This is a genomic window from Dechloromonas sp. H13 (genome assembly GCF_009469615.1).
GTDB lineage: Bacteria > Pseudomonadota > Gammaproteobacteria > Burkholderiales > Rhodocyclaceae > Azonexus.
On record NZ_SSXX01000002.1, the window covers coordinates 584,277 to 602,981 of the forward strand.

Annotated in this window: 17 protein-coding genes and 1 tRNA gene; 17 read left to right on the forward strand and 1 reads right to left on the reverse strand. The window is 59.0% G+C overall.

The window, feature by feature from the left end; translation table 11 throughout:
• Positions 1 to 6 precede the first annotated feature (6 nt).
• The 17 genes from secG to GH660_RS07535 all read left to right on the forward strand — a co-directional run bounded on the left by secG (position 7) and on the right by GH660_RS07535 (position 15,641).
• On the forward strand, positions 7 to 381 hold the full coding sequence (gene secG, locus GH660_RS07455; protein WP_153146010.1) for a preprotein translocase subunit SecG: 375 nt from the start codon (positions 7 to 9) through the stop codon (positions 379 to 381).
• A 53-nt stretch (positions 382 to 434) separates the two neighbouring features.
• A tRNA-Leu gene (locus tag GH660_RS07460) sits at positions 435 to 519 on the forward strand.
• 62 nt (positions 520 to 581) lie between these two features.
• The gene (locus GH660_RS07465) at positions 582 to 956 is read left to right on the forward strand and encodes an NADH-quinone oxidoreductase subunit A (protein WP_153146011.1); all 375 of its coding nucleotides are present in this window, start codon (positions 582 to 584) and stop codon (positions 954 to 956) included.
• Positions 957 to 965: 9 nt separating this feature from the next.
• Positions 966 to 1,442 (forward strand): NADH-quinone oxidoreductase subunit B family protein, encoded by a 477-nt coding sequence (locus GH660_RS07470; RefSeq protein ID WP_153146012.1) that lies wholly within the window; start codon positions 966 to 968, stop codon positions 1,440 to 1,442.
• A 19-nt stretch (positions 1,443 to 1,461) separates the two neighbouring features.
• Positions 1,462 to 2,067, forward strand: a complete 606-nt coding sequence (locus GH660_RS07475; protein WP_153146013.1) for an NADH-quinone oxidoreductase subunit C — start codon at positions 1,462 to 1,464, stop codon at positions 2,065 to 2,067.
• Entirely contained in the window at positions 2,060 to 3,313 is a 1,254-nt protein-coding gene (locus GH660_RS07480; protein WP_153146014.1) for an NADH-quinone oxidoreductase subunit D, read from the forward strand. Before GH660_RS07475 ends, GH660_RS07480 begins: the two co-directional genes overlap by 8 nt.
• Positions 3,313 to 3,786: an NADH-quinone oxidoreductase subunit NuoE gene (nuoE, locus tag GH660_RS07485; RefSeq protein ID WP_153146015.1), complete on the forward strand. Its 474-nt coding sequence runs from the start codon at positions 3,313 to 3,315 to the stop codon at positions 3,784 to 3,786. Before GH660_RS07480 ends, nuoE begins: the two co-directional genes overlap by 1 nt.
• Positions 3,786 to 5,114: an NADH-quinone oxidoreductase subunit NuoF gene (gene nuoF, locus GH660_RS07490; protein WP_153146207.1), complete on the forward strand. Its 1,329-nt coding sequence runs from the start codon at positions 3,786 to 3,788 to the stop codon at positions 5,112 to 5,114. The genes nuoE and nuoF overlap by 1 nt, the downstream gene beginning before the upstream one ends.
• A 51-nt stretch (positions 5,115 to 5,165) precedes the next feature.
• Positions 5,166 to 7,499, forward strand: a complete 2,334-nt coding sequence (gene nuoG / locus GH660_RS07495) for an NADH-quinone oxidoreductase subunit NuoG (protein WP_153146016.1) — start codon at positions 5,166 to 5,168, stop codon at positions 7,497 to 7,499.
• Entirely contained in the window at positions 7,500 to 8,549 is a 1,050-nt protein-coding gene (gene nuoH / locus GH660_RS07500; RefSeq protein ID WP_194266249.1) for an NADH-quinone oxidoreductase subunit NuoH, read from the forward strand.
• Positions 8,550 to 8,559: 10 nt separating this feature from the next.
• Complete coding sequence (gene nuoI / locus GH660_RS07505; RefSeq protein ID WP_153146017.1) at positions 8,560 to 9,048, forward strand: NADH-quinone oxidoreductase subunit NuoI; 489 nt, start codon at positions 8,560 to 8,562, stop codon at positions 9,046 to 9,048.
• A gap of 12 nt (positions 9,049 to 9,060) precedes the next feature.
• The gene (locus tag GH660_RS07510) at positions 9,061 to 9,657 is read left to right on the forward strand and encodes an NADH-quinone oxidoreductase subunit J (protein ID WP_153146018.1); all 597 of its coding nucleotides are present in this window, start codon (positions 9,061 to 9,063) and stop codon (positions 9,655 to 9,657) included.
• A gap of 13 nt (positions 9,658 to 9,670) precedes the next feature.
• Positions 9,671 to 9,982 (forward strand): NADH-quinone oxidoreductase subunit NuoK, encoded by a 312-nt coding sequence (gene nuoK, locus GH660_RS07515; RefSeq protein ID WP_011286724.1) that lies wholly within the window; start codon positions 9,671 to 9,673, stop codon positions 9,980 to 9,982.
• Positions 9,983 to 9,984: 2 nt separating this feature from the next.
• Complete coding sequence (gene nuoL / locus GH660_RS07520) at positions 9,985 to 12,024, forward strand: NADH-quinone oxidoreductase subunit L (RefSeq protein WP_153146019.1); 2,040 nt, start codon at positions 9,985 to 9,987, stop codon at positions 12,022 to 12,024.
• A gap of 32 nt (positions 12,025 to 12,056) precedes the next feature.
• Positions 12,057 to 13,541 carry an NADH-quinone oxidoreductase subunit M gene (locus GH660_RS07525; protein WP_153146020.1) on the forward strand — a complete coding sequence of 495 codons (1,485 nt, stop codon included), beginning with the start codon at positions 12,057 to 12,059 and terminating at the stop codon, positions 13,539 to 13,541.
• Positions 13,542 to 13,553: 12 nt separating this feature from the next.
• On the forward strand, positions 13,554 to 15,032 hold the full coding sequence (gene nuoN, locus GH660_RS07530) for an NADH-quinone oxidoreductase subunit NuoN (protein ID WP_153146021.1): 1,479 nt from the start codon (positions 13,554 to 13,556) through the stop codon (positions 15,030 to 15,032).
• A gap of 66 nt (positions 15,033 to 15,098) precedes the next feature.
• Positions 15,099 to 15,641: an NUDIX domain-containing protein gene (locus GH660_RS07535; RefSeq protein ID WP_153146022.1), complete on the forward strand. Its 543-nt coding sequence runs from the start codon at positions 15,099 to 15,101 to the stop codon at positions 15,639 to 15,641.
• A 100-nt stretch (positions 15,642 to 15,741) separates the two neighbouring features.
• On the opposite strand, the gene GH660_RS07540 is transcribed toward GH660_RS07535, so the two are convergent.
• Positions 15,742 to 18,633: an adenosylcobalamin-dependent ribonucleoside-diphosphate reductase gene (locus tag GH660_RS07540; protein ID WP_228276395.1), complete on the reverse strand. Its 2,892-nt coding sequence runs from the start codon at positions 18,631 to 18,633 to the stop codon at positions 15,742 to 15,744.
• Positions 18,634 to 18,705: the final 72 nt, after the last annotated feature.

The following is an 18,705-nucleotide window of genomic DNA, read 5'->3' on the forward strand; positions in this document are numbered from 1 at the left end:
GCGTAAATAATGAACTGGCTTTTTTCTCTTCTTCTCACTGTCCATATTCTCGTGGCGCTGGCCATCATCGGGCTTGTGCTGATGCAGCATGGCAAGGGGGCAGACATGGGTGCGGCTTTCGGTAGCGGTGCCTCGGGCAGTTTGTTCGGCGCGACCGGGTCGGCCAATTTTCTTAGTCGAACCACCGGCATTCTGGCGGCAGTGTTCTTCATCACGAGTCTCAGTCTTGCTTATGTGGCTTCGCACAAGCCAAAAACGACTGGCAGTGTGATGCAGGAAACGGTACAATCGCAGCCGGTTTCGCAGCCTGCGGCGATGGGTGGTGAGTCGCCTGTGGCGCCGGCGGATGCGGGTTCCAAGGCAAGGGATATTCCGAAGTGACGCAAGGTGCCTTGCCCGGCATGAGTCCTCGCCGGGTGGGGTAAAGAAGCAGTGCCGACGTGGTGAAATTGGTAGACACGCTATCTTGAGGGGGTAGTGGCGCAAGCTGTGCGAGTTCGAGTCTCGCCGTCGGCACCAAAAATGGGGGCAGTGGCTGCATAGCACGCTGTTTCGTACAAGAAACTGAATATTGGCGGCGGATCATGGAAAACTACTTTCCAATCCTGATGTTCGTTCTCGTGGGGGTCGCGATCGGCGTTTTGCCCGTGGCGATGGGTTTTCTGCTCGCTCCCAGTCGACCGGATCCCGAAAAGCTCTCGCCCTACGAGTGCGGTTTCGAAGCATTCGAAGATGCGCGCATGAAATTCGATGTGCGCTATTACCTGATAGCCATTCTCTTCATTCTGTTTGACCTGGAAATCGCCTTCCTTTTTCCGTGGGCGACGATTTTCAAGGATATCGTCGCGGCCGAATCCATCAAGCTGTTCGGCTTTATCGAGATGCTGGTCTTTGTTGCTATCTTGGTCATTGGTTATGTCTATGCCTGGGCCAAGGGTGCTCTGGAATGGGAATAAGGCTCCGTCATGGGTATTGAAGGCGTCCTGCAGGAAGGGTTTGTCACCACGACGGCTGACAAGCTGATCAATTACATGCGCACCGGCTCGATGTGGCCGATGACCTTCGGTCTGGCGTGCTGCGCGGTCGAAATGATTCACGCCGGCTGCTCGCGCTATGACCTCGACAGGTTTGGTGTCGTTTTCCGTCCCAGTCCGCGCCAGTCCGACGTGATGATCGTGGCCGGCACCCTGACCAACAAGATGGCACCGGCGCTACGCAAGGTGTACGACCAGATGGCCGAGCCGCGCTGGGTGATCTCGATGGGTTCCTGTGCCAATGGTGGTGGCTACTATCACTATTCCTACTCCGTCGTGCGCGGTTGCGATCGAATCGTGCCAGTGGATATCTACGTGCCGGGTTGCCCGCCGACCGCCGAGGCCCTGCTTTACGGCATCATCCAGTTGCAGAACAAGATTCGTCGCACCAATACCATCGCTCGTTAATTGCCAAGGCTGATCCGATATGTCTGCCAAGCTGGAAACGCTTAGCCAAAATCTGCAGAAGCACTTCGGTGACAAGTTGCAGTCCGTCAAGCTTGCGCTCGGTGAGTTGACCATCGAAGTTGCGCCCGCCGACTATCTGGCGGTGATGACCTCCCTGCGTGACGAGCCTGATCTGGGTTTTGCGGAGATCATAGATCTTTGTGGCGTCGATTATTCGACCTATGGCGATGGCGCCTGGACTGGTCGTCGCTTTGCTGCAGTTTCGCATTTGCTGTCGATTTCCAACAACTGGCGTTTGCGCGTTCGGGTTTTTGCCGAAGATGACGAATTTCCGTCGGTGGATTCCGTGACATGTGTGTGGACCAGCGCAAACTGGTTCGAGCGCGAAGCCTTCGACCTTTTTGGTATCGCCTTTGTCGGCCACGTCGACCTGCGTCGCATCCTCACCGATTACGGTTTCATCGGCCATCCTTTCCGCAAGGATTTCCCGATTTCCGGCCATGTCGAAATGCGCTACGACCCGGATCAGGCTCGAGTTATCTACCAGCCGGTGACGATCGAGCCGCGCGAGAATACCCCGCGCATTGTGCGCGAAGATACCTACGGGGATCCTGCCCATGGCTGATATTCGCAATTTCACACTCAACTTCGGTCCGCAGCACCCGGCGGCGCACGGCGTTCTGCGTCTGGTGCTGGAACTCGACGGTGAGGTGGTTCAGCGCGCCGACCCGCATATCGGACTTCTGCATCGCGCCACCGAAAAGCTCGCAGAAACCCGGACCTGGGTTCAGTCCGTTCCCTACATGGACCGTCTGGATTACGTGTCCATGATGTGCAACGAGCACGCCTATTGCTTGGCGACGGAAAAGCTGCTCGGCATCGAGGTGCCGGAGCGCGGCAAGTACATCCGCACGATGTTCGACGAGGTGACGCGAATCCTCAACCATTTGTTGTGGATCGGCTGTCATGCGCTGGACGTCGGGGCGATGACGATGGCGCTCTACACGTTCCGCGAACGTGAAGATCTCATGGATGCCTACGAGGCGGTTTCAGGTGCTCGCCTGCACGCAGCCTATTATCGTCCGGGCGGCGTCTATCGTGATCTTCCGGATCGCATGCCGCAGTACGAAGAATCCACCTGGACGAGCGCGAAAAAGGCCAAGGAGTTAAACGAGAATCGAAGCGGATCATTGCTTGATTTTCTTGAGGACTTCACCAATCGCTTCCCGACCTATCATAGTGAATACCATACCCTGCTGACCGACAACCGGATCTGGAAGCAGCGTCTGGTAAATATCGGTGTCGTCTCTCCCGAGCGGGCATTGCAGATGGGCTTTTCCGGGGCGATGTTGCGTGGTTCCGGGATTGCATGGGATCTGCGCAAGAAACAGCCGTATGCAGCTTACGACAAGGTCGATTTCGATGTGCCGATTGGCGTGAATGGCGACAGTTACGATCGCTATCTGGTGCGCATGGAAGAAATGCTTCAGTCCAATCGCATCATCAAGCAATGCATCGAATGGCTGCGCAAGAATCCCGGGCCGGTGATTACCGAAAATCACAAGGTTGCACCGCCGCCGCGCGAAAACATGAAATCCAACATGGAAGAGCTGATTCACCATTTCAAGCTCTTTACCGAGGGGATTCATGTTCCGCCGGGCGAGGCCTACGCTGCCGTCGAGCACCCAAAGGGTGAGTTTGGCATCTATTTCATCTCCGATGGCGCCAACAAGCCTTATCGCATGAAGATTCGCGCGCCGGGCTACGTTCACCTCGCGGGCATGGACGAAATGTCCCGTGGCCACATGATTGCCGACGTCGTTACGATTATCGGTTCCCAAGATATTGTTTTTGGCGAGATCGACCGCTGATGTTTTCCGCTGAAACCCTCCAGAAATTCGCCCGCGAGGTCGCCAAGTATCCCGCTGACCAGAAGCAGTCCGCGGTAATGGCCTGTCTTGCGCTTGCCCAGGAAGAGAAGGGCTGGTTGCCTCCGGAATGCATCGAGGCAGTCGCGGTATACCTCGGTATGCCCCCCATGGCAGCCTACGAAGTTGCTTCCTTCTACAACATGTATGACCTCAAGCCGGTCGGCAAGTACAAGATCACGGTCTGTACCAATCTGCCTTGTGCCTTGTCCGGTGGCTATCACGCCGGTGAATACGTCCAGAAGAAGCTCGGTATCGGCTACGGTGAAACGACGCCTGACGGGAAATTCACCCTGAAGGAAGGTGAATGCATGGGCGCCTGTGGCGACGCACCGGTGATGATCGTCAACAATCGCAGCATGTGCAGCCACATGCATCCGGAGCAGATCGACAAGCTGCTGGAGGAGTGCAAATAATGGCAATGCTTGGATCGATCAATGGCGTCCTGATGGAAGGACTTGATGGCGACAATACCTGGCGCCTCAAGGATTACGTTGCGCGTGGCGGCTACGCTCAGTTGCGCCGTATCCTGGAAACCAAGATGTCCCAGGAAGAGGTTATCAGCGAGGTCAAGAAATCCGTGCTGCGCGGTCGCGGAGGTGCGGGTTTCCCGACTGGCTTGAAGTGGTCCTTCATGCCGCGTTCCTTCCCGGGCGACAAATATGTCGTCTGCAATACCGACGAGGGCGAGCCCGGAACCTTCAAGGATCGGGACATCATGCGCTACAACCCTCATTCGGTGATTGAGGGGATGGCCATCGCCGCTTACGCGATGGGTGCCAACCGCGGGTATAACTATGTCCACGGTGAAGTCTGGGAAATCTACAAGCGCTTCGAGGAGGCTCTGGACGAAGCGCGCGCCGCGGGGTTCATCGGGCAGAACATTCTGGGTTCGGGATTCAATTTCGAACTTTTCGCCCACCATGGTTACGGTGCCTACATCTGCGGCGAAGAAACTGCGTTGCTCGAATCAATCGAGGGCAAGAAGGGTCAGCCGCGCTTCAAGCCGCCGTTCCCCGCCTCTTTCGGTCTCTACGGCAAGCCGACCACGATCAACAATACCGAGACCTTCGCTTCCATTCCCTTCATCTTGAAGATGGGTGGCGAGGAGTACCTCAATCTCGGCAAGCCGAACAATGGCGGTACCAAGCTGTTTTCGGTATCCGGTCACGTCAACCGCCCCGGCAATTACGAAATTCCCCTCGGTACGCCGTTCTCCACGTTGCTTGAAATGTGCGGCGGCATGCGCGGTGGGCGCAAGATCAAGGCGGTCATTCCCGGTGGTTCCTCGGCGCCGGTCATCCCCGGTGCGGTGATGATGGACACCACGATGGATTACGACAGCATCAGCAAGGCGGGTTCCATGCTGGGTTCCGGTGCCGTCATCGTCATGGACGAGACGGTATGCATGGTCAAGGCGCTGGAGCGTCTGTCATTCTTCTATTACGAAGAGTCCTGTGGTCAATGCACCCCATGCCGCGAAGGTACTGCCTGGATGTACAAGGTGGTCCATCGGATCGAGAACGGACTCGGCAAGCCTGAGGATCTGGATCTCTTGAACAGCGTGCTGGGTAACATCATGGGGCGCACCATCTGTGCCCTCGGCGATGCGGCGGCACTGCCGGTGCAGAGCTTCCTCAAGCATTTTGGCAGCGAATTCGAATACCACATCGAACACAAGACCTGCCTGGTTCCCAAGAATGTGCAGTGGGCGGGCAGCGGTTTCCACAAGGTTCAGGCCTGAACGAAACCTTCCAAGCGATAGATACGAAAGAACTGGCTCCAAGGTAGCGACATGCTAGAAATCGAGATCGACGGCAAGAAAGCGCAAGTACCCGACGGCAGTACGGTGATGGATGCCGCGCAGCAGGTGGGTGTCTATATCCCGCATTTTTGCTACCACAAGAAACTTTCGATTGCCGCCAACTGCCGGATGTGTCTGGTTCAGGTGGAGAAGGCGCCGAAGCCGCTGCCTGCTTGCGCGACGCCGGTTACCAATGGCATGAAGGTATTTACCCACTCCGATCTTGCCGTCAAGGCACAGAAAGGAGTGATGGAGTTCCTGCTGATCAATCACCCGCTCGATTGCCCGATCTGCGATCAGGGCGGCGAGTGTCAGTTGCAGGACATGTCGGTTGGTTACGGCCCAATGAAGAGCCGCTATACCGAAGAAAAGCACGTGGTATTCCACAAGAACGTCGGTCCGCTGATTTCCATGGAGGAAATGAGCCGCTGCATTCACTGCACCCGCTGTGTCCGTTTTGGCCAGGAGATCGCCGGGATCATGGAACTCGGCATGGCCAATCGCAACATGCATTCGGAAATCACCACCTTCCTGGGACGTACCGTCGACTCGGAATTGTCGGGCAACATGATCGACCTGTGTCCGGTCGGTGCGCTGACTTCCAAGCCCTTCCGCTATACCGCCCGCTCCTGGGAGTTGCAGCGCCGCAGGTCGGTTAGCCCGCATGACTCCGTCGGGGCAAATTTCGTGGTCCAGGTCAAGCACGACAATGTCATGCGTGTCCTGCCGCGCGAAAACGAGGCGGTGAACGAGTGCTGGATTTCCGACAAGGAACGTTTCTCATACCAGGCGTTGAACTCCGATCAACGTCTCGTCAAGCCCATGGTCAAGCAGGGTGGCGAATGGCGCGAGGTCGACTGGAATGTGGCCCTCGATTACGTCGCGCATGGCCTGAAAGACGTCGCGCGGGAATTTGGCGGCGATGCGGTGGCTGCGCTCGCTGCCCAGAGTTCGACGCTTGAGGAGTTGCACCTCCTGTCGAAGGTGATGAAGGGCCTGGGAAGCGGCAACATCGATTTCCGTCCGCGCCAGAGTGATTTTGGTACGGACTTCAAGCGCACCGGTGCACCGTGGCTCGGCATGCGGCTGGCCGATATCAAGGACCTGGATGCTGCTCTGGTTGTCGGTTCCTTCCTGCGCAAGGATCATCCTCTGATTGCCCAACGCCTGCGCCAGGCTGCCAAGAAATACACCAAGGTCAGTTTGATCTCCGTGACTGCTGACGATCAGTTGATCGATTTGCACGCCAACCTTTCTGTTGCTCCGTCCAACCTGGCCCATAGCCTGGCGGCGGTGGTCAAGGCAGCGGCCGAGATCAAGGGGGTCGCCGTTCCGGCCGGACTGGAAAATGTTGCCAGTGGAGAGGTTGCCAAAAAAATTGCGCAAAGCCTGCTTGAAGGTGAAAAGCGTGCGATCTTCCTTGGCAATGTCGCGACCCAGGCGGTTGATGCGACACAATTGCATGCCTTGGCGCTGGAACTCGGGAAGTTGACCGATGCGGTTGTCGGCTTCCTCGGGGAGGGGGCCAACACCGTGGGTGGCCATGTCGGCTGGGCGTTGCCCGCCGGTGCGAACGCACGCCAGATGTTCGAGCAGCCGCGCAAGGCCTACGTGCTGATGGGACTGGAGCCGGAATTCGATTGTGCCGATCCGCAAATGGTCGTTGGTGCGCTGAAACAGGCCAGTCTCGTCGTCTATATGTCAGCCTTCAAGCATGCTCCGGCGCTTGAATACGCCGATGTGATGCTGCCGATTGCACCCTATACGGAAACCGCCGGGACGTTCGTCAATACCGAGGGTCGGGTGCAGAGTTTCAACGGCGTCGTCAAGGCGCGCGGAGACAGCCGCCCTGCCTGGAAGGTCCTGCGTGTGCTCGGCAATGTGCTGAATTTCGACGGGTTTGCTTACGAGACGAGCGAAGCGGTGCGTGATGAAATCATCGGCAAGGGAACCGAATTTGTCTCCGGCCTGGACAATGGCTTGAGCGGTGTGGCGATCAAACTGCAGCCTTTGTCCACGAGCGGAATGGAGCGTATTGCCGAGGTGCCGATTAACTTTGCAGATCCGATGGCGCGCCGCGCGCCGGCGCTCCAGCAAACTGCTGATTCGATAGCGCCTGCGGCCCGCATGAACGAGACGACGCTGGCCAAACTAGGTATCGCCGGTGGGCAGCCGGTGCGTGTCAGGCAGGGAGCCGGCGAGGCGATTCTCAATGCCCAGCTCGACAACACCGTTCCCGACGAGTGTGTTCGCGTTGCGGCGGCACATCAGAGTACGGCGGGCCTAGGCGCTATGTTCGGCCTCATTTCCGTGGAGCGTGCATAAATGGATGCACTGATGAATTTTGGACAAGGGGTGTTCGGTGGTGCGTGGCCCGCCGTCTGGGCCCTGCTCAAGATCGTATTGATCGTTGCGCCGCTGATGCTTAGCGTTGCCTATCTGACTTGGGCGGAACGCAAGGTGATCGGCTACATGCAAGTGCGTATCGGCCCCAATCGTGTCGGGCCGTGGGGTCTGATCCAGCCGATTGCCGATGGTCTGAAGCTGCTGCTCAAGGAAATCATCGTTCCGAGCGGCGCCAACAAGGGTATCTTCATCATTGCGCCCATGTTGGCGATCGCTCCGGCACTCGCCGCGTGGGCTGTCGTACCTTTCACCGATTCACTGGTCCTCGCCAATATCGACGCCAGCCTCCTGTACATCATGGCCATCACGTCGATGGGCGTGTACGGGATCATCCTGTCGGGTTGGGCCTCCAACTCCAAATATGCGTTTCTCGGCGCCATGCGCGCATCGGCGCAAATGGTATCGTACGAAATCTCGATGGGTTTTTCGTTGATCTGTGTCCTGATGGTTTCGAACAGTCTCAATCTGGTCGAAATCGTCAATGCCCAGGATCACGGACGTTTTGCGAGCTGGGGTCTGGGGATCCTTTCCTGGAACTGGTTGCCGCTGCTTCCCATGTTCCTCGTCTATCTGATTTCCGGAATCGCCGAAACCAACCGTGCGCCTTTCGACGTGGCCGAGGGTGAATCGGAAATCGTCGCCGGTTTCCACGTTGAATATTCGGGTATGGCTTTTGCGGTCTTCTTCTTGGCCGAATATGCCAACATGATTCTGGTGTCGGCGCTGACCTCCATCATGTTCCTTGGCGGTTGGCTGTCGCCGGTCGGGTTCCTGCCCGATGGTGCACTCTGGCTGTTTGCCAAGATGGCCTTCGTACTCTTCCTGTTCCTCTGGTTCCGCGCCACTTTCCCGCGTTACCGTTTCGACCAGTTGATGCGTCTTGGCTGGAAAGTTTTCCTTCCGGTTTGCCTCGTTTGGCTCGTCGTCGTGGGCGTCTGGATGATGTCCCCGCTCAATATCTGGAAGTGAGGAGAGATCAATGGGTTCGATGAAGGAAATCTTCAACAGCCTGCTCCTCAAGGAGCTGCTGAAGGGCATGTCGGTAACGGGCAAGTATTTCTTCGCACGCAAGATTACCGTTCAGTACCCCGAGGAAAAGACGCCCCAGAGCGCGCGCTTCCGCGGATTGCATGCCTTGCGCCGTTATCCGAATGGCGAGGAGCGTTGCATTGCCTGCAAGTTGTGCGAAGCAATCTGCCCGGCGCTGGCGATCACCATCGAGGCAGAGCCCCGTGACGACGGCTCGCGTCGTACCACGCGCTACGATATCGATCTGACCAAGTGCATTTTCTGCGGATTCTGCGAGGAGGCGTGTCCGGTGGATGCGGTCGTCGAGACGCGCATCTTCGAATACCACGGCGAACGGCGGGGCGATCTCTACTACACCAAGCAGATGCTGCTGGCCAACGGTGACCGGTACGAGGCGCAGATCGCCAAGGATCGCGAACAAGATGCACCTTACCGATAACAGGTACGAGCGATGGATTTTCAGACCCTAGTCTTCTTTTTCCTGTCGGCGATCCTCATATTCGCCAGCCTGCGCGTCATTACCGCGCGCAATCCGGTGCATGCCGCATTGCACCTGATTCTCGCATTCTTCACCTGCGGGGGTATCTGGGCGTTGCTGCAAGCCGAGTTCCTAGCGATCGCGATCATTCTCGTTTATGTCGGTGCAGTCATGGTGCTGTTCCTGTTCGTCGTGATGATGCTCGACATCAACCTCGACCGGATTCGCCAGGGCTTCTGGAGTTATCTGCCGCTCGGCGCGATGCTCGGGATTCTGATGGTCATGGAAATGGGACTGGTTCTGGGCGCCAAGTATTTCCAGGTACCGGCTGCCGAAGCCATGGTTCCGGCCGGCGTGTCGAACACCAAGAGCATCGGTGCCCTGATGTTCACCGACTTCGTCTATCCGTTCGAACTGGCGTCTATCGTCCTGCTCGTCGGCATGATTGCGGCGATCGTCCTGACCTACCGCGGTCCCAAGAGGTCGAAATACACCAATCCGAATCAACAGGTCTTCGTCAAGGCGAAGGATCGTGTCCGCGTACTGCAGATGCCTGTAGAAAAAGACTGAACCCGGGGCGCCAATGCTTACTCTTTCCCTCTCGCATTTCCTCATTCTGGGCGCGATCCTGTTCGCGATCAGCGTGGTCGGCATTTTCCTCAACCGGAAGAATCTTCTGGTGTTGCTGATGGCCATCGAACTGATGCTGCTTGCGGTCAACATGAATTTCGTGGCGTTTTCGCACTATCTTCAGGACCTTTCCGGACAGATCTTCGTTTTCTTCATCCTGACCGTTGCCGCCGCCGAATCGGCAATCGGCCTGGCCATACTGATCGTGCTGTTCCGCAACCTGAAGAGCATCCACGTGGATGACCTGGGTAGCCTGAAGGGTTAAACATGGAAATGCAAAAACTCTACCTCCTGGTTCCCCTGGCTCCGTTGTTCGGTGCCATGATCGCAGGCCTTTTCTGTCGCGTGATTCCGCGCTGGGTCGCCCACACCGTGACCATCGCCGGGGTTGCCGTCGCCTTTGTCGCATCGGTGATCATTTTCAGGGATGTGCAGGCCGGACACGTCTTCAACGGCCCGGTCTATACCTGGCTGACCAGCGGCGACTACAAATTCGAAGTGGGCTTCCTGATCGATACGCTGACCACCACGATGATGCTGGTCGTGACCTTCGTGTCGCTCATGGTGCATATCTACACGATCGGCTACATGCAGGAAGATCCGGGCTACAACCGTTTCTTCAGCTATATCTCGCTGTTCACGTTCTCGATGCTGATGCTCGTCATGAGCAACAACTTCATGCAGTTGTTCTTCGGCTGGGAAGCGGTGGGCCTGGTTTCCTATCTGCTGATCGGTTTCTGGTATACGCGTCCGACGGCGATCTTCGCCAACATGAAGGCCTTCCTGGTCAACCGCGTCGGCGACTTCGGTTTCATTCTCGGTATCGGCCTCGTGCTGACCTACTTCGGTACGCTCGATTACGCTACCGTCTTCCAGAAGGCGCCCGAATTCGCGAATGCGACGATCGCCCTGTTCGGCGAGGGATCGAGCGTTTCGCTGATGACCGCCACCTGCATCTGTCTGTTCATCGGCGCCATGGGCAAGTCGGCCCAAGTACCTCTGCACGTCTGGCTGCCCGACTCGATGGAAGGCCCGACACCGATTTCGGCGCTGATCCACGCTGCCACGATGGTGACTGCGGGCATCTTCATGGTCGCCCGGATGTCGCCCCTGTTCGAACTCTCCACCACGGCGCTTTCCTTGGTGCTGGTCATCGGCGCCATTACCGCACTGTTCATGGGTTTCCTGGGTATCATCCAGAACGACATCAAGCGTGTGGTCGCCTATTCGACCTTGTCCCAACTGGGGTACATGACCGTCGCGCTCGGTGCGTCGGCCTACTCGGTAGCCATCTTCCACCTGATGACCCATGCCTTCTTCAAGGCCTTGCTCTTCCTCGCGGCGGGTTCGGTGATCATCGGCATGCATCACGATCAGGACATCCGCAACATGGGCGGCCTGCGCAAGTACATGCCGATCACGTGGATCACATCGCTCATCGGTTCCTTGGCGCTGATTGGTACGCCCTTCCTGTCCGGCTTCTATTCCAAGGATTCGATTATCGAAGCTGTCGCGTTGTCGCATATTCCAGGTGCCGGTTTCGCCTACTTCTCGGTGCTGGCCGGGGTCTTCGTGACCGCCTTCTACTCCTTCCGCATGTACTTCCTGGTTTTCCACGGCGAGGAGCGCTTTGGCAAGGCTGATGATGAGCATCACCACGAGCATCATGGCGACCACGATGACGAGGAGGTTGCCCACGACCACCACCACGGACTGGCGCCTGGCCAGAAGCCCCACGAAACGCCGTGGGTCGTTACTCTCCCGCTCGTTCTGCTGGCCATCCCGTCCCTGGTTATCGGCTACCTGGCGATCGGCCCCATGGTCTTCGGCGACTACTTCAAGGGTGTCATCTTCATCGATCATCACGCCCACCCGGCGATGGAGCATCTTGCCGAGCATTTCCATGGCGCCGCGGCAATGGGCATCCATGCCCTGACGACGCTGCCGTTCTTCCTGGCACTGGCCGGCGTGGTGGTTTCGTGGTTCTTCTACATGAAGCGTCCCGACATCCCGGCTGCGATCCAGCGTCGCTTCTCCGCCATCTATACCCTCTTTGAGAACAAGTACTACTTCGACAAATTCAACGAGGTGTTTTTCGCCGGCGGTGCCCGCCTTCTCGGCAAGGTTTTCTGGCGAGGTGGCGATGTGTCGGTGATCGACGGCGTCATCGTTAACGGCTCGACCAAACTCGTTGCAATGATTTCCACCGTGACCCGGACCTTCCAGACCGGTTACGTCTATCACTACGCTTTCACCATGATCATCGGTGTCTTTGTCCTGATGACCCTGTGGATCAACCGCGCCTAGCGTGAATAGTTCGCAGACAAGCAAGGAATAACATGTCGACTTACCCGCTGCTATCTCTCGCAATTTGGATTCCGATCATTGCCGGACTCGTGGTACTGGCCACGGGGTCCGATCGCAATGCACCGCTGGCGCGGATGCTTGCCCTGTTCGGCGCGGTTGCCGGATTGCTCGTTTCCATTCCCTTGTGGACCGGATTCGATATCGCCAATGGCGGCATGCAGTTCGTCGAACTCAAAACCTGGATTCCGCGTTTCAACATCAACTATCACCTGGGTGTTGACGGCATTTCGATGCTCTTCGTCGTGCTCAACAGCTTCATCACGGTCATCGTGGTTGCCGCCGGCTGGGAAGTGATTCAGGAGAAGGTCGCGCAATACAATGCAGCGTTCCTGATCATGTCGGGCCTGATGAACGGCATTTTCAGCGCCCTCGACGGTGTGCTCTTCTATGTGTTCTTCGAGGCCTCGCTGATCCCGCTGTACCTGATCATCGGTGTTTGGGGCGGGCCGAACCGGGTCTATGCCGCTTTCAAGTTCTTCCTGTTTACGCTGTTCGGTTCGCTGCTGTTGCTCATCGCGCTGATGTACCTCTTCATCCAGTCGGGCGGCAGTTTCTCCATCCTCGACTGGCACAAGCTGCCGATCGCGCTCGGCGCGCAGATCTGGCTCTTCCTGGCGTTCCTGGTCGCCTTCGCGGTCAAGGTGCCGATGTGGCCGGTCCATACTTGGTTGCCGGATGCGCACGTCGAAGCACCGACCGGGGGCTCCATTGTGCTGGCGGCCATCGCGTTGAAGCTCGGCGCCTATGGTTTCCTGCGGTTCTCGCTGCCTATCGCGCCGGATGCCTCGCAGGAACTGTCGGGCCTGGTCGTCGCGCTTTCCCTCATCGCGGTGGTTTATATCGGCTTCGTCGCGCTGGTGCAGGCCGACATGAAAAAGCTGGTCGCCTATTCCTCGATCGCCCACATGGGTTTCGTGACCCTGGGCTTCTTCATGTTCAGCGCCATGGGCATCGAGGGTGCGCTGGTACAGATGGTCTCCCACGGCTTCGTTTCCGGCGCCATGTTCTTCTGCATCGGCGTCATGTACGACCGTGTGCATAGCCGGCAGATCGCGGACTACGGCGGCGTGGTCAATACCATGCCCAAGTTCGCCGCCCTGTTCATGCTGTTCTCGATGGCCAACGCCGGTCTGCCTGCCACTTCGGGTTTCGTCGGCGAATTCATGGTCATCCTCGGGGCCGTCAAGTTCAACTTCTGGGTAGCCTTCGCTGCCGCCAGCTCGATGGTCATCGGTGCCGCCTACACCCTCTGGATGTACAAGCGCGTGATTTTCGGCGATGTCGCCAATCACCACGTGGCGGAACTCAGTGACATCAACAACCGGGAGTTCGCCATTCTCGGCGTGCTGGCCATCGGTACCCTGTGGATGGGCCTCTATCCCCAGCCTTTCACGGAAGTCATGCACGCGTCGGTCACTGACCTGCTGCGTCACGTCGCCATCAGCAAGATTCAATAAACGGTAGCCGACATGTTCGACAATTTCGTTGTCCCCGATCTCCTGCCCGCCGCCCCGGAACTGTTTCTGGCGTTCATGGCGCTGGTCATTCTTCTTGTTGATCTGACGGTCAAGGACAGCCGGCGTACGCTTACCTTTGCGCTGGCCCAGCTGACGCTGCTCGGATGCGCTGCCATTCAGCTGTTCACCAGCACGGGGGACGTCGTCTATACCTTCAGCAATATGTTCGTCGACGACCTGATGGCCGATCTGCTGAAGCTCTTCCTCTACATGACGGTGATCGTCGTGTTGTTCTACTCCCGTGGCTATGTGATCGACCGCGCGGCGATGAACAAGGGCGAGTACTACGTTCTGGCCTTGTTCGCGACGCTCGGCATGATGGTGATGATCTCCGCCAATCATTTCGTCACCATCTATCTCGGCCTCGAGTTGCTCTCGCTCTCGCTCTACGCGATGGTCGCCATGAACCGCGAGTCGGTCGTTTGCTCCGAGGCGGCGATGAAGTATTTCGTGCTCGGCGCGCTGGCTTCCGGCCTGTTGCTCTACGGCATGTCGATGATCTACGGCGCCACCGGCACCCTGGAAATCACCGGTATTGCCGAGCGCCTCTATGGCGGCGGCGTGAACAAGTCGGTCCTGACCTTCGGGCTGGTTTTCCTGGTGGCCGGTCTTGCCTTCAAGCTGGGCGTGGTGCCGTTCCACATGTGGATTCCTGACGTCTATCACGGTGCCCCGACTTCTGTGACGCTGTTTATCGGTTCCGCTCCGAAGCTCGCGGCGTTCGCGATCGTCATGCGTTTGCTGGTGAACGGCCTGATCACCATGGCTCAGGACTGGCAAGCGATGCTGATCATCCTGTCGGTGCTTTCGATGGCCATCGGCAACCTCGCTGCCATCGCCCAGACCAACCTGAAGCGCATGCTGGCCTACTCGGCGATTTCGCACATGGGCTTCATGCTGCTCGGCATCACCACCGGCGTCGTCGGTGGCGATGCCCGTTTCGCCCTGAATGCCTACAGCTCCGCGATGTTCTACGTGGTGGCCTATGTCCTGATGTCGGCCGGCACCTTCGGCGTGATCCTGCTGATGGCGCGCGCCGGCTTCGAGGCCGACGAACTCGACGACTTCAAGGGCCTCAACAAGCGCAGCCCGTGGTTCGCTGGCATCATGTTGATGCTGATGTTCTCGATGGCCGGGGTACCGTTCTTCATCGGCTTCTTTGCCAAGTTTGCGGTGCTGCAGGCAGTCGTCGCGGCCGGTTACATCTGGCTGGCGGTGGTCGCGGTGCTGTTCTCACTGATTGGCGCCTTCTATTACCTGCGCGTGGTTAAGCTCATGTACTTCGACGTGCCGGTCGATCCTTCGCCGCTTTCCGCTTCCATGGACATGCGGGTCCTCATTTCCGCCAACGGCCTGGCGGTGGCCCTGCTGGGTATCTTCCCGCAAATGATCATGTCGCTCTGTGCCTACGCGCTGTTGCGTTCCCTCTGATCGTTACCGGCAACACACAGGAATGCGCCCCGGTCTTCGGGGCGTTTCCATTTCTGGAGTTCGAAAATGAGCCATGACAGCCACCTGATCGAATCGGAAATCGCCAGCGAAACGGTCTTCAAGGGAAAGCTGCTGGAGGTGCGCAAGGACAGGGTCCTGCTGCCGGATGGCAAGGAGTCGCTCAGGGAATACATCGTTCACCCGGGCGCCGTGGTGGTTCTGGCCTTTCTCGACAACGGCAACCTGCTATTCGAGCGGCAGTTCCGTTATCCGCTGCGGCGGGTATTTCTCGAACTGCCGGCAGGCAAGATCGATCCTGGCGAGGCGATCCTCGACACGGCGCGCCGCGAATTGCTCGAGGAAACGGGCTATGTGGCCAGCGACTGGGAATACCTGGGTGTGATGCACCCGTGCATCGGCTATTCCGACGAGCGAATCGAGATCTTCGCGGCGCGCGGGCTGCATTTCTCCGGGGAAAAGCAACTCGATCACAACGAGTTCCTGGAGGTGGTCGAAGTGGCCCCGGAGGCCGCGAGAGCGGCCGTATGGAACGGCCAGATCACCGATGCCAAGACGGTAACCGCGCTATTCTGGCTGGATCGTCCCTGACCGGATGACCTGAAAATCGCCCATTTTGGGCGGTCGACCGCAGCAGGCGAAAAAAAGCCCCGGGAAAACCCGGGACTTCGTTTTTCGGGGTCGCCGCAGGTCAGCCGCAGGTTCCGACCGCGCCGCAGGCGGTGCAGAAATCGCAGCCGTCCTTGCGGATCATGGTGTGGTTGCCGCATTCGCTGCACAGTTTGCCCTGCGTCGGGTGCACCGTGTTGCTGGCGTCTTCCGGCGCCTTCAGGATGCCCATCTGCTGCAGCGGGAAACCGTATTCGTCGAGGATGCCCAGCATCGCATAGCGATGGATGATCAGGTTGGCGATGTAGGCGACCGTGGACGGGTAGGTCTGCTGTTTGCGCGAACCGGGCACGAAGGCCATGAAATCGCCCAACGGTTCCGGGTAGTCGAGCAGCTTGCGCAGCTTCATGCCGATCCACGCCGGGTCGAGCACTCGCATGTCGAGCGAGAGCAGCTTGCACAGGCCGTCGAGCGAGCGCGGATAGTTGCCCGAGAGCCACATTGAGTAGGGACGGGTGACGCCGTCGGGTAGCGTGATTTCCTTGAGGCCGAGGACGAAATCCTCGCCGGTGGACGGGTTGCTGACATCGACCGTCCAGGACAGCGTGCCATCGGTGCCGGTCTTCGGCTCCTTGGCGCTGAACAGCGCATCTTTCACCGGTGTCGGGCCTTCATGGCGGAGGGCGCCGAGCTGTTCGACGCGCCAGCGGATGATCTGCGCCATCGCGGAGACCACCGACGGCACGCGCTTGCGCTCGCCATGCGGCGGCATCGGCATCTCGAAGGATTCGCCCGGGGTCTTGGCCAGCGCGTCGAGCTTCATCTCGAGCCAGCCGTGGTCGTTGGCACGCATGTCCATCGACAGGGTCTTGGCGACGGCGCCCAGGCCGCGCGGTTCGGCCGGGCCGTTGGCCCAGACTTCGAAGGGCCAGGCGCGGCCTTCCGGTTCGACGTGGCCGACGAACAGGGCGAACTTGCCGATCGGCGAATCCAGCATGTAGGTCCAGCACAGGTTGCCCTCCGGCAGGCTGGGGCGGTTCGGCCAGCGCAGGCTGGAGAGGACGGGGGCCGGCAGATCCTTGATCGACAGGCGGCGGTTGGCGTCGGAAACGAAATCCTGCGGCGCCTTGGCGTCGACCGCAACCGCCTCGACCTTGGCCGGCTCGACGGAGAGCACTGAGCCGAGAACGCTGTTCGGGCGGTAGGTCGCCAGGCCCTTGAGCCCCGATTTCCAGGCGCTCATGTAGAGATCCTGGAAGTCTTCGTAGGGGTAATCGGCCGGCACGTTGACCGTCTTGGAGATCGAGGTGTCGATATGCGGAGCGACGGCGGCCACCATGTCTTTGTGCGCCTGGGCCGAGATTTCCAGCGCCGTGACGAAATAATCCGGCAGCTTGTTCACGTCACCGCCGAGGTGGCGGTACAGGCGCCAGGCGTAGTCCTCGACTGAGTATTCCTTGAGCGTGCCGTCCGGCATGCGCTTCTTGCGGCTGTAGGTCCACGAGAAGGGCGGCTCGATGCCGTTCGAGGCGTTGTCGGCGAAGGCCAGCGAAATCGTGCCGGTCGGCGCGATCGACAGCAGGTGCGAGTTGCGCAGGCCGTGCTTGCGGATTTCGGCCTTGACCTCGTTGGGCAGGCGCGAGGCGAAATTGCCGCCCGAGAGGTAGAGCTCGGCGTTGAACAGCGGGAAGGCGCCGCGCTCCTTCGCCAATTCGACCGAGTACAGGTAGGCGGTATCGCGCATGTGCTCGGTGATGCGGGTGGCCATGGCGCGGGCTTCCGGCTTGTCGTACTTGAGGCGCAGCATGGCCAGCGCATCGCCGAGGCCGGTGAAGCCGAGGCCGACACGACGCTTGTTGGCGGCTTCCTGCTGCTGGCGCTCGAGCGGCCAGTGGGTGGCATCGAGGACGTTGTCGAGCATGCGGGTTGACACGCGGACCACTTCGGCGAAGCCATCGAAATCGAACTCGGCCTTGTCGGAGAAGGGGTGGCGGACGTAAAGGGTCAGGTTGATCGAACCCAGGCAGCAGCAGCCGTAAGGCGGCAGCGGCTGTTCGGCGCAGGGGTTCGTCGCCTCGATCACTTCGCAGTAATTGAGGTTGTTGTCCTTGTTCATGCGATCGAGGAACAGGATGCCTGGTTCGGCATGGTCGTAGGTCGACTTCATGACCTGGTCCCACAGGTCGCGGGCCTGGACCTTGCGGTAGACCCACAGGCCGTCCTCGCGCTGGTAGGCGCCGCCCGAACGCATCTCGGTGTTGGGCTCGGCGCGGTGGGTCAGTTCGACCTCGCCGTCGCTGTCGACCGCTTCCATGAAGGCATCGGTGACGCCGATCGAGATGTTGAAGTTGGTCAGGTCGCCCTTGTCCTTGGCGTGGATGAAGACCTCGATGTCCGGGTGGTCGCAGCGCAGGACGCCCATCTGGGCACCGCGGCGGGCGCCAGCGGATTCGACGGTCTCGCAGGAACGGTCGAAGACGCGCATGTAGGAGACCGGGCCGGAGGCGCGCGACTGGGTGCCCTTGACGTGGGCGCCCTGCGGCCGAATGCTGGAAAAGTCGTAACCGACGCCGCCGCCGCGGCGCATGGTTTCGGCGGCCTGTGCCAGCGCTGTGTAGATGCCGGGACGGCCGTCGGTGGTTTCGACGATGGAGTCGCCGACCGGCTGCACGAAGCAGTTGATCAGCGTCGCCTGCAGATCGGTGCCAGCGGCGGAATTGATGCGGCCGGCCGGAATGAAGCCGTTTTCCTGGGCCCACTGGAAGCGGGCCTCCCAATGGGCGCGATCCTTTTCCTGCTCGACCTGGGCCAACGCGTAGGCGACGCGGCGACGTACGTCGTGGACGTTGGTTTCCTTGCCCTTGGCGTATTTTTCGATCAGCACCTCGCCGGAGATTTCCTGCTCGGGAAGCGGCGGAATTTGCGGCGGTGCGGGGATGTCGGTCAGCGACAGTTGTTCGGAAACTGGACTCATTCTTTGCTCCTCGGCGTGGCAGGGCTGATCGTGCCTGTTGATTTTCGAATGAGCAATAATCTACTAGATATA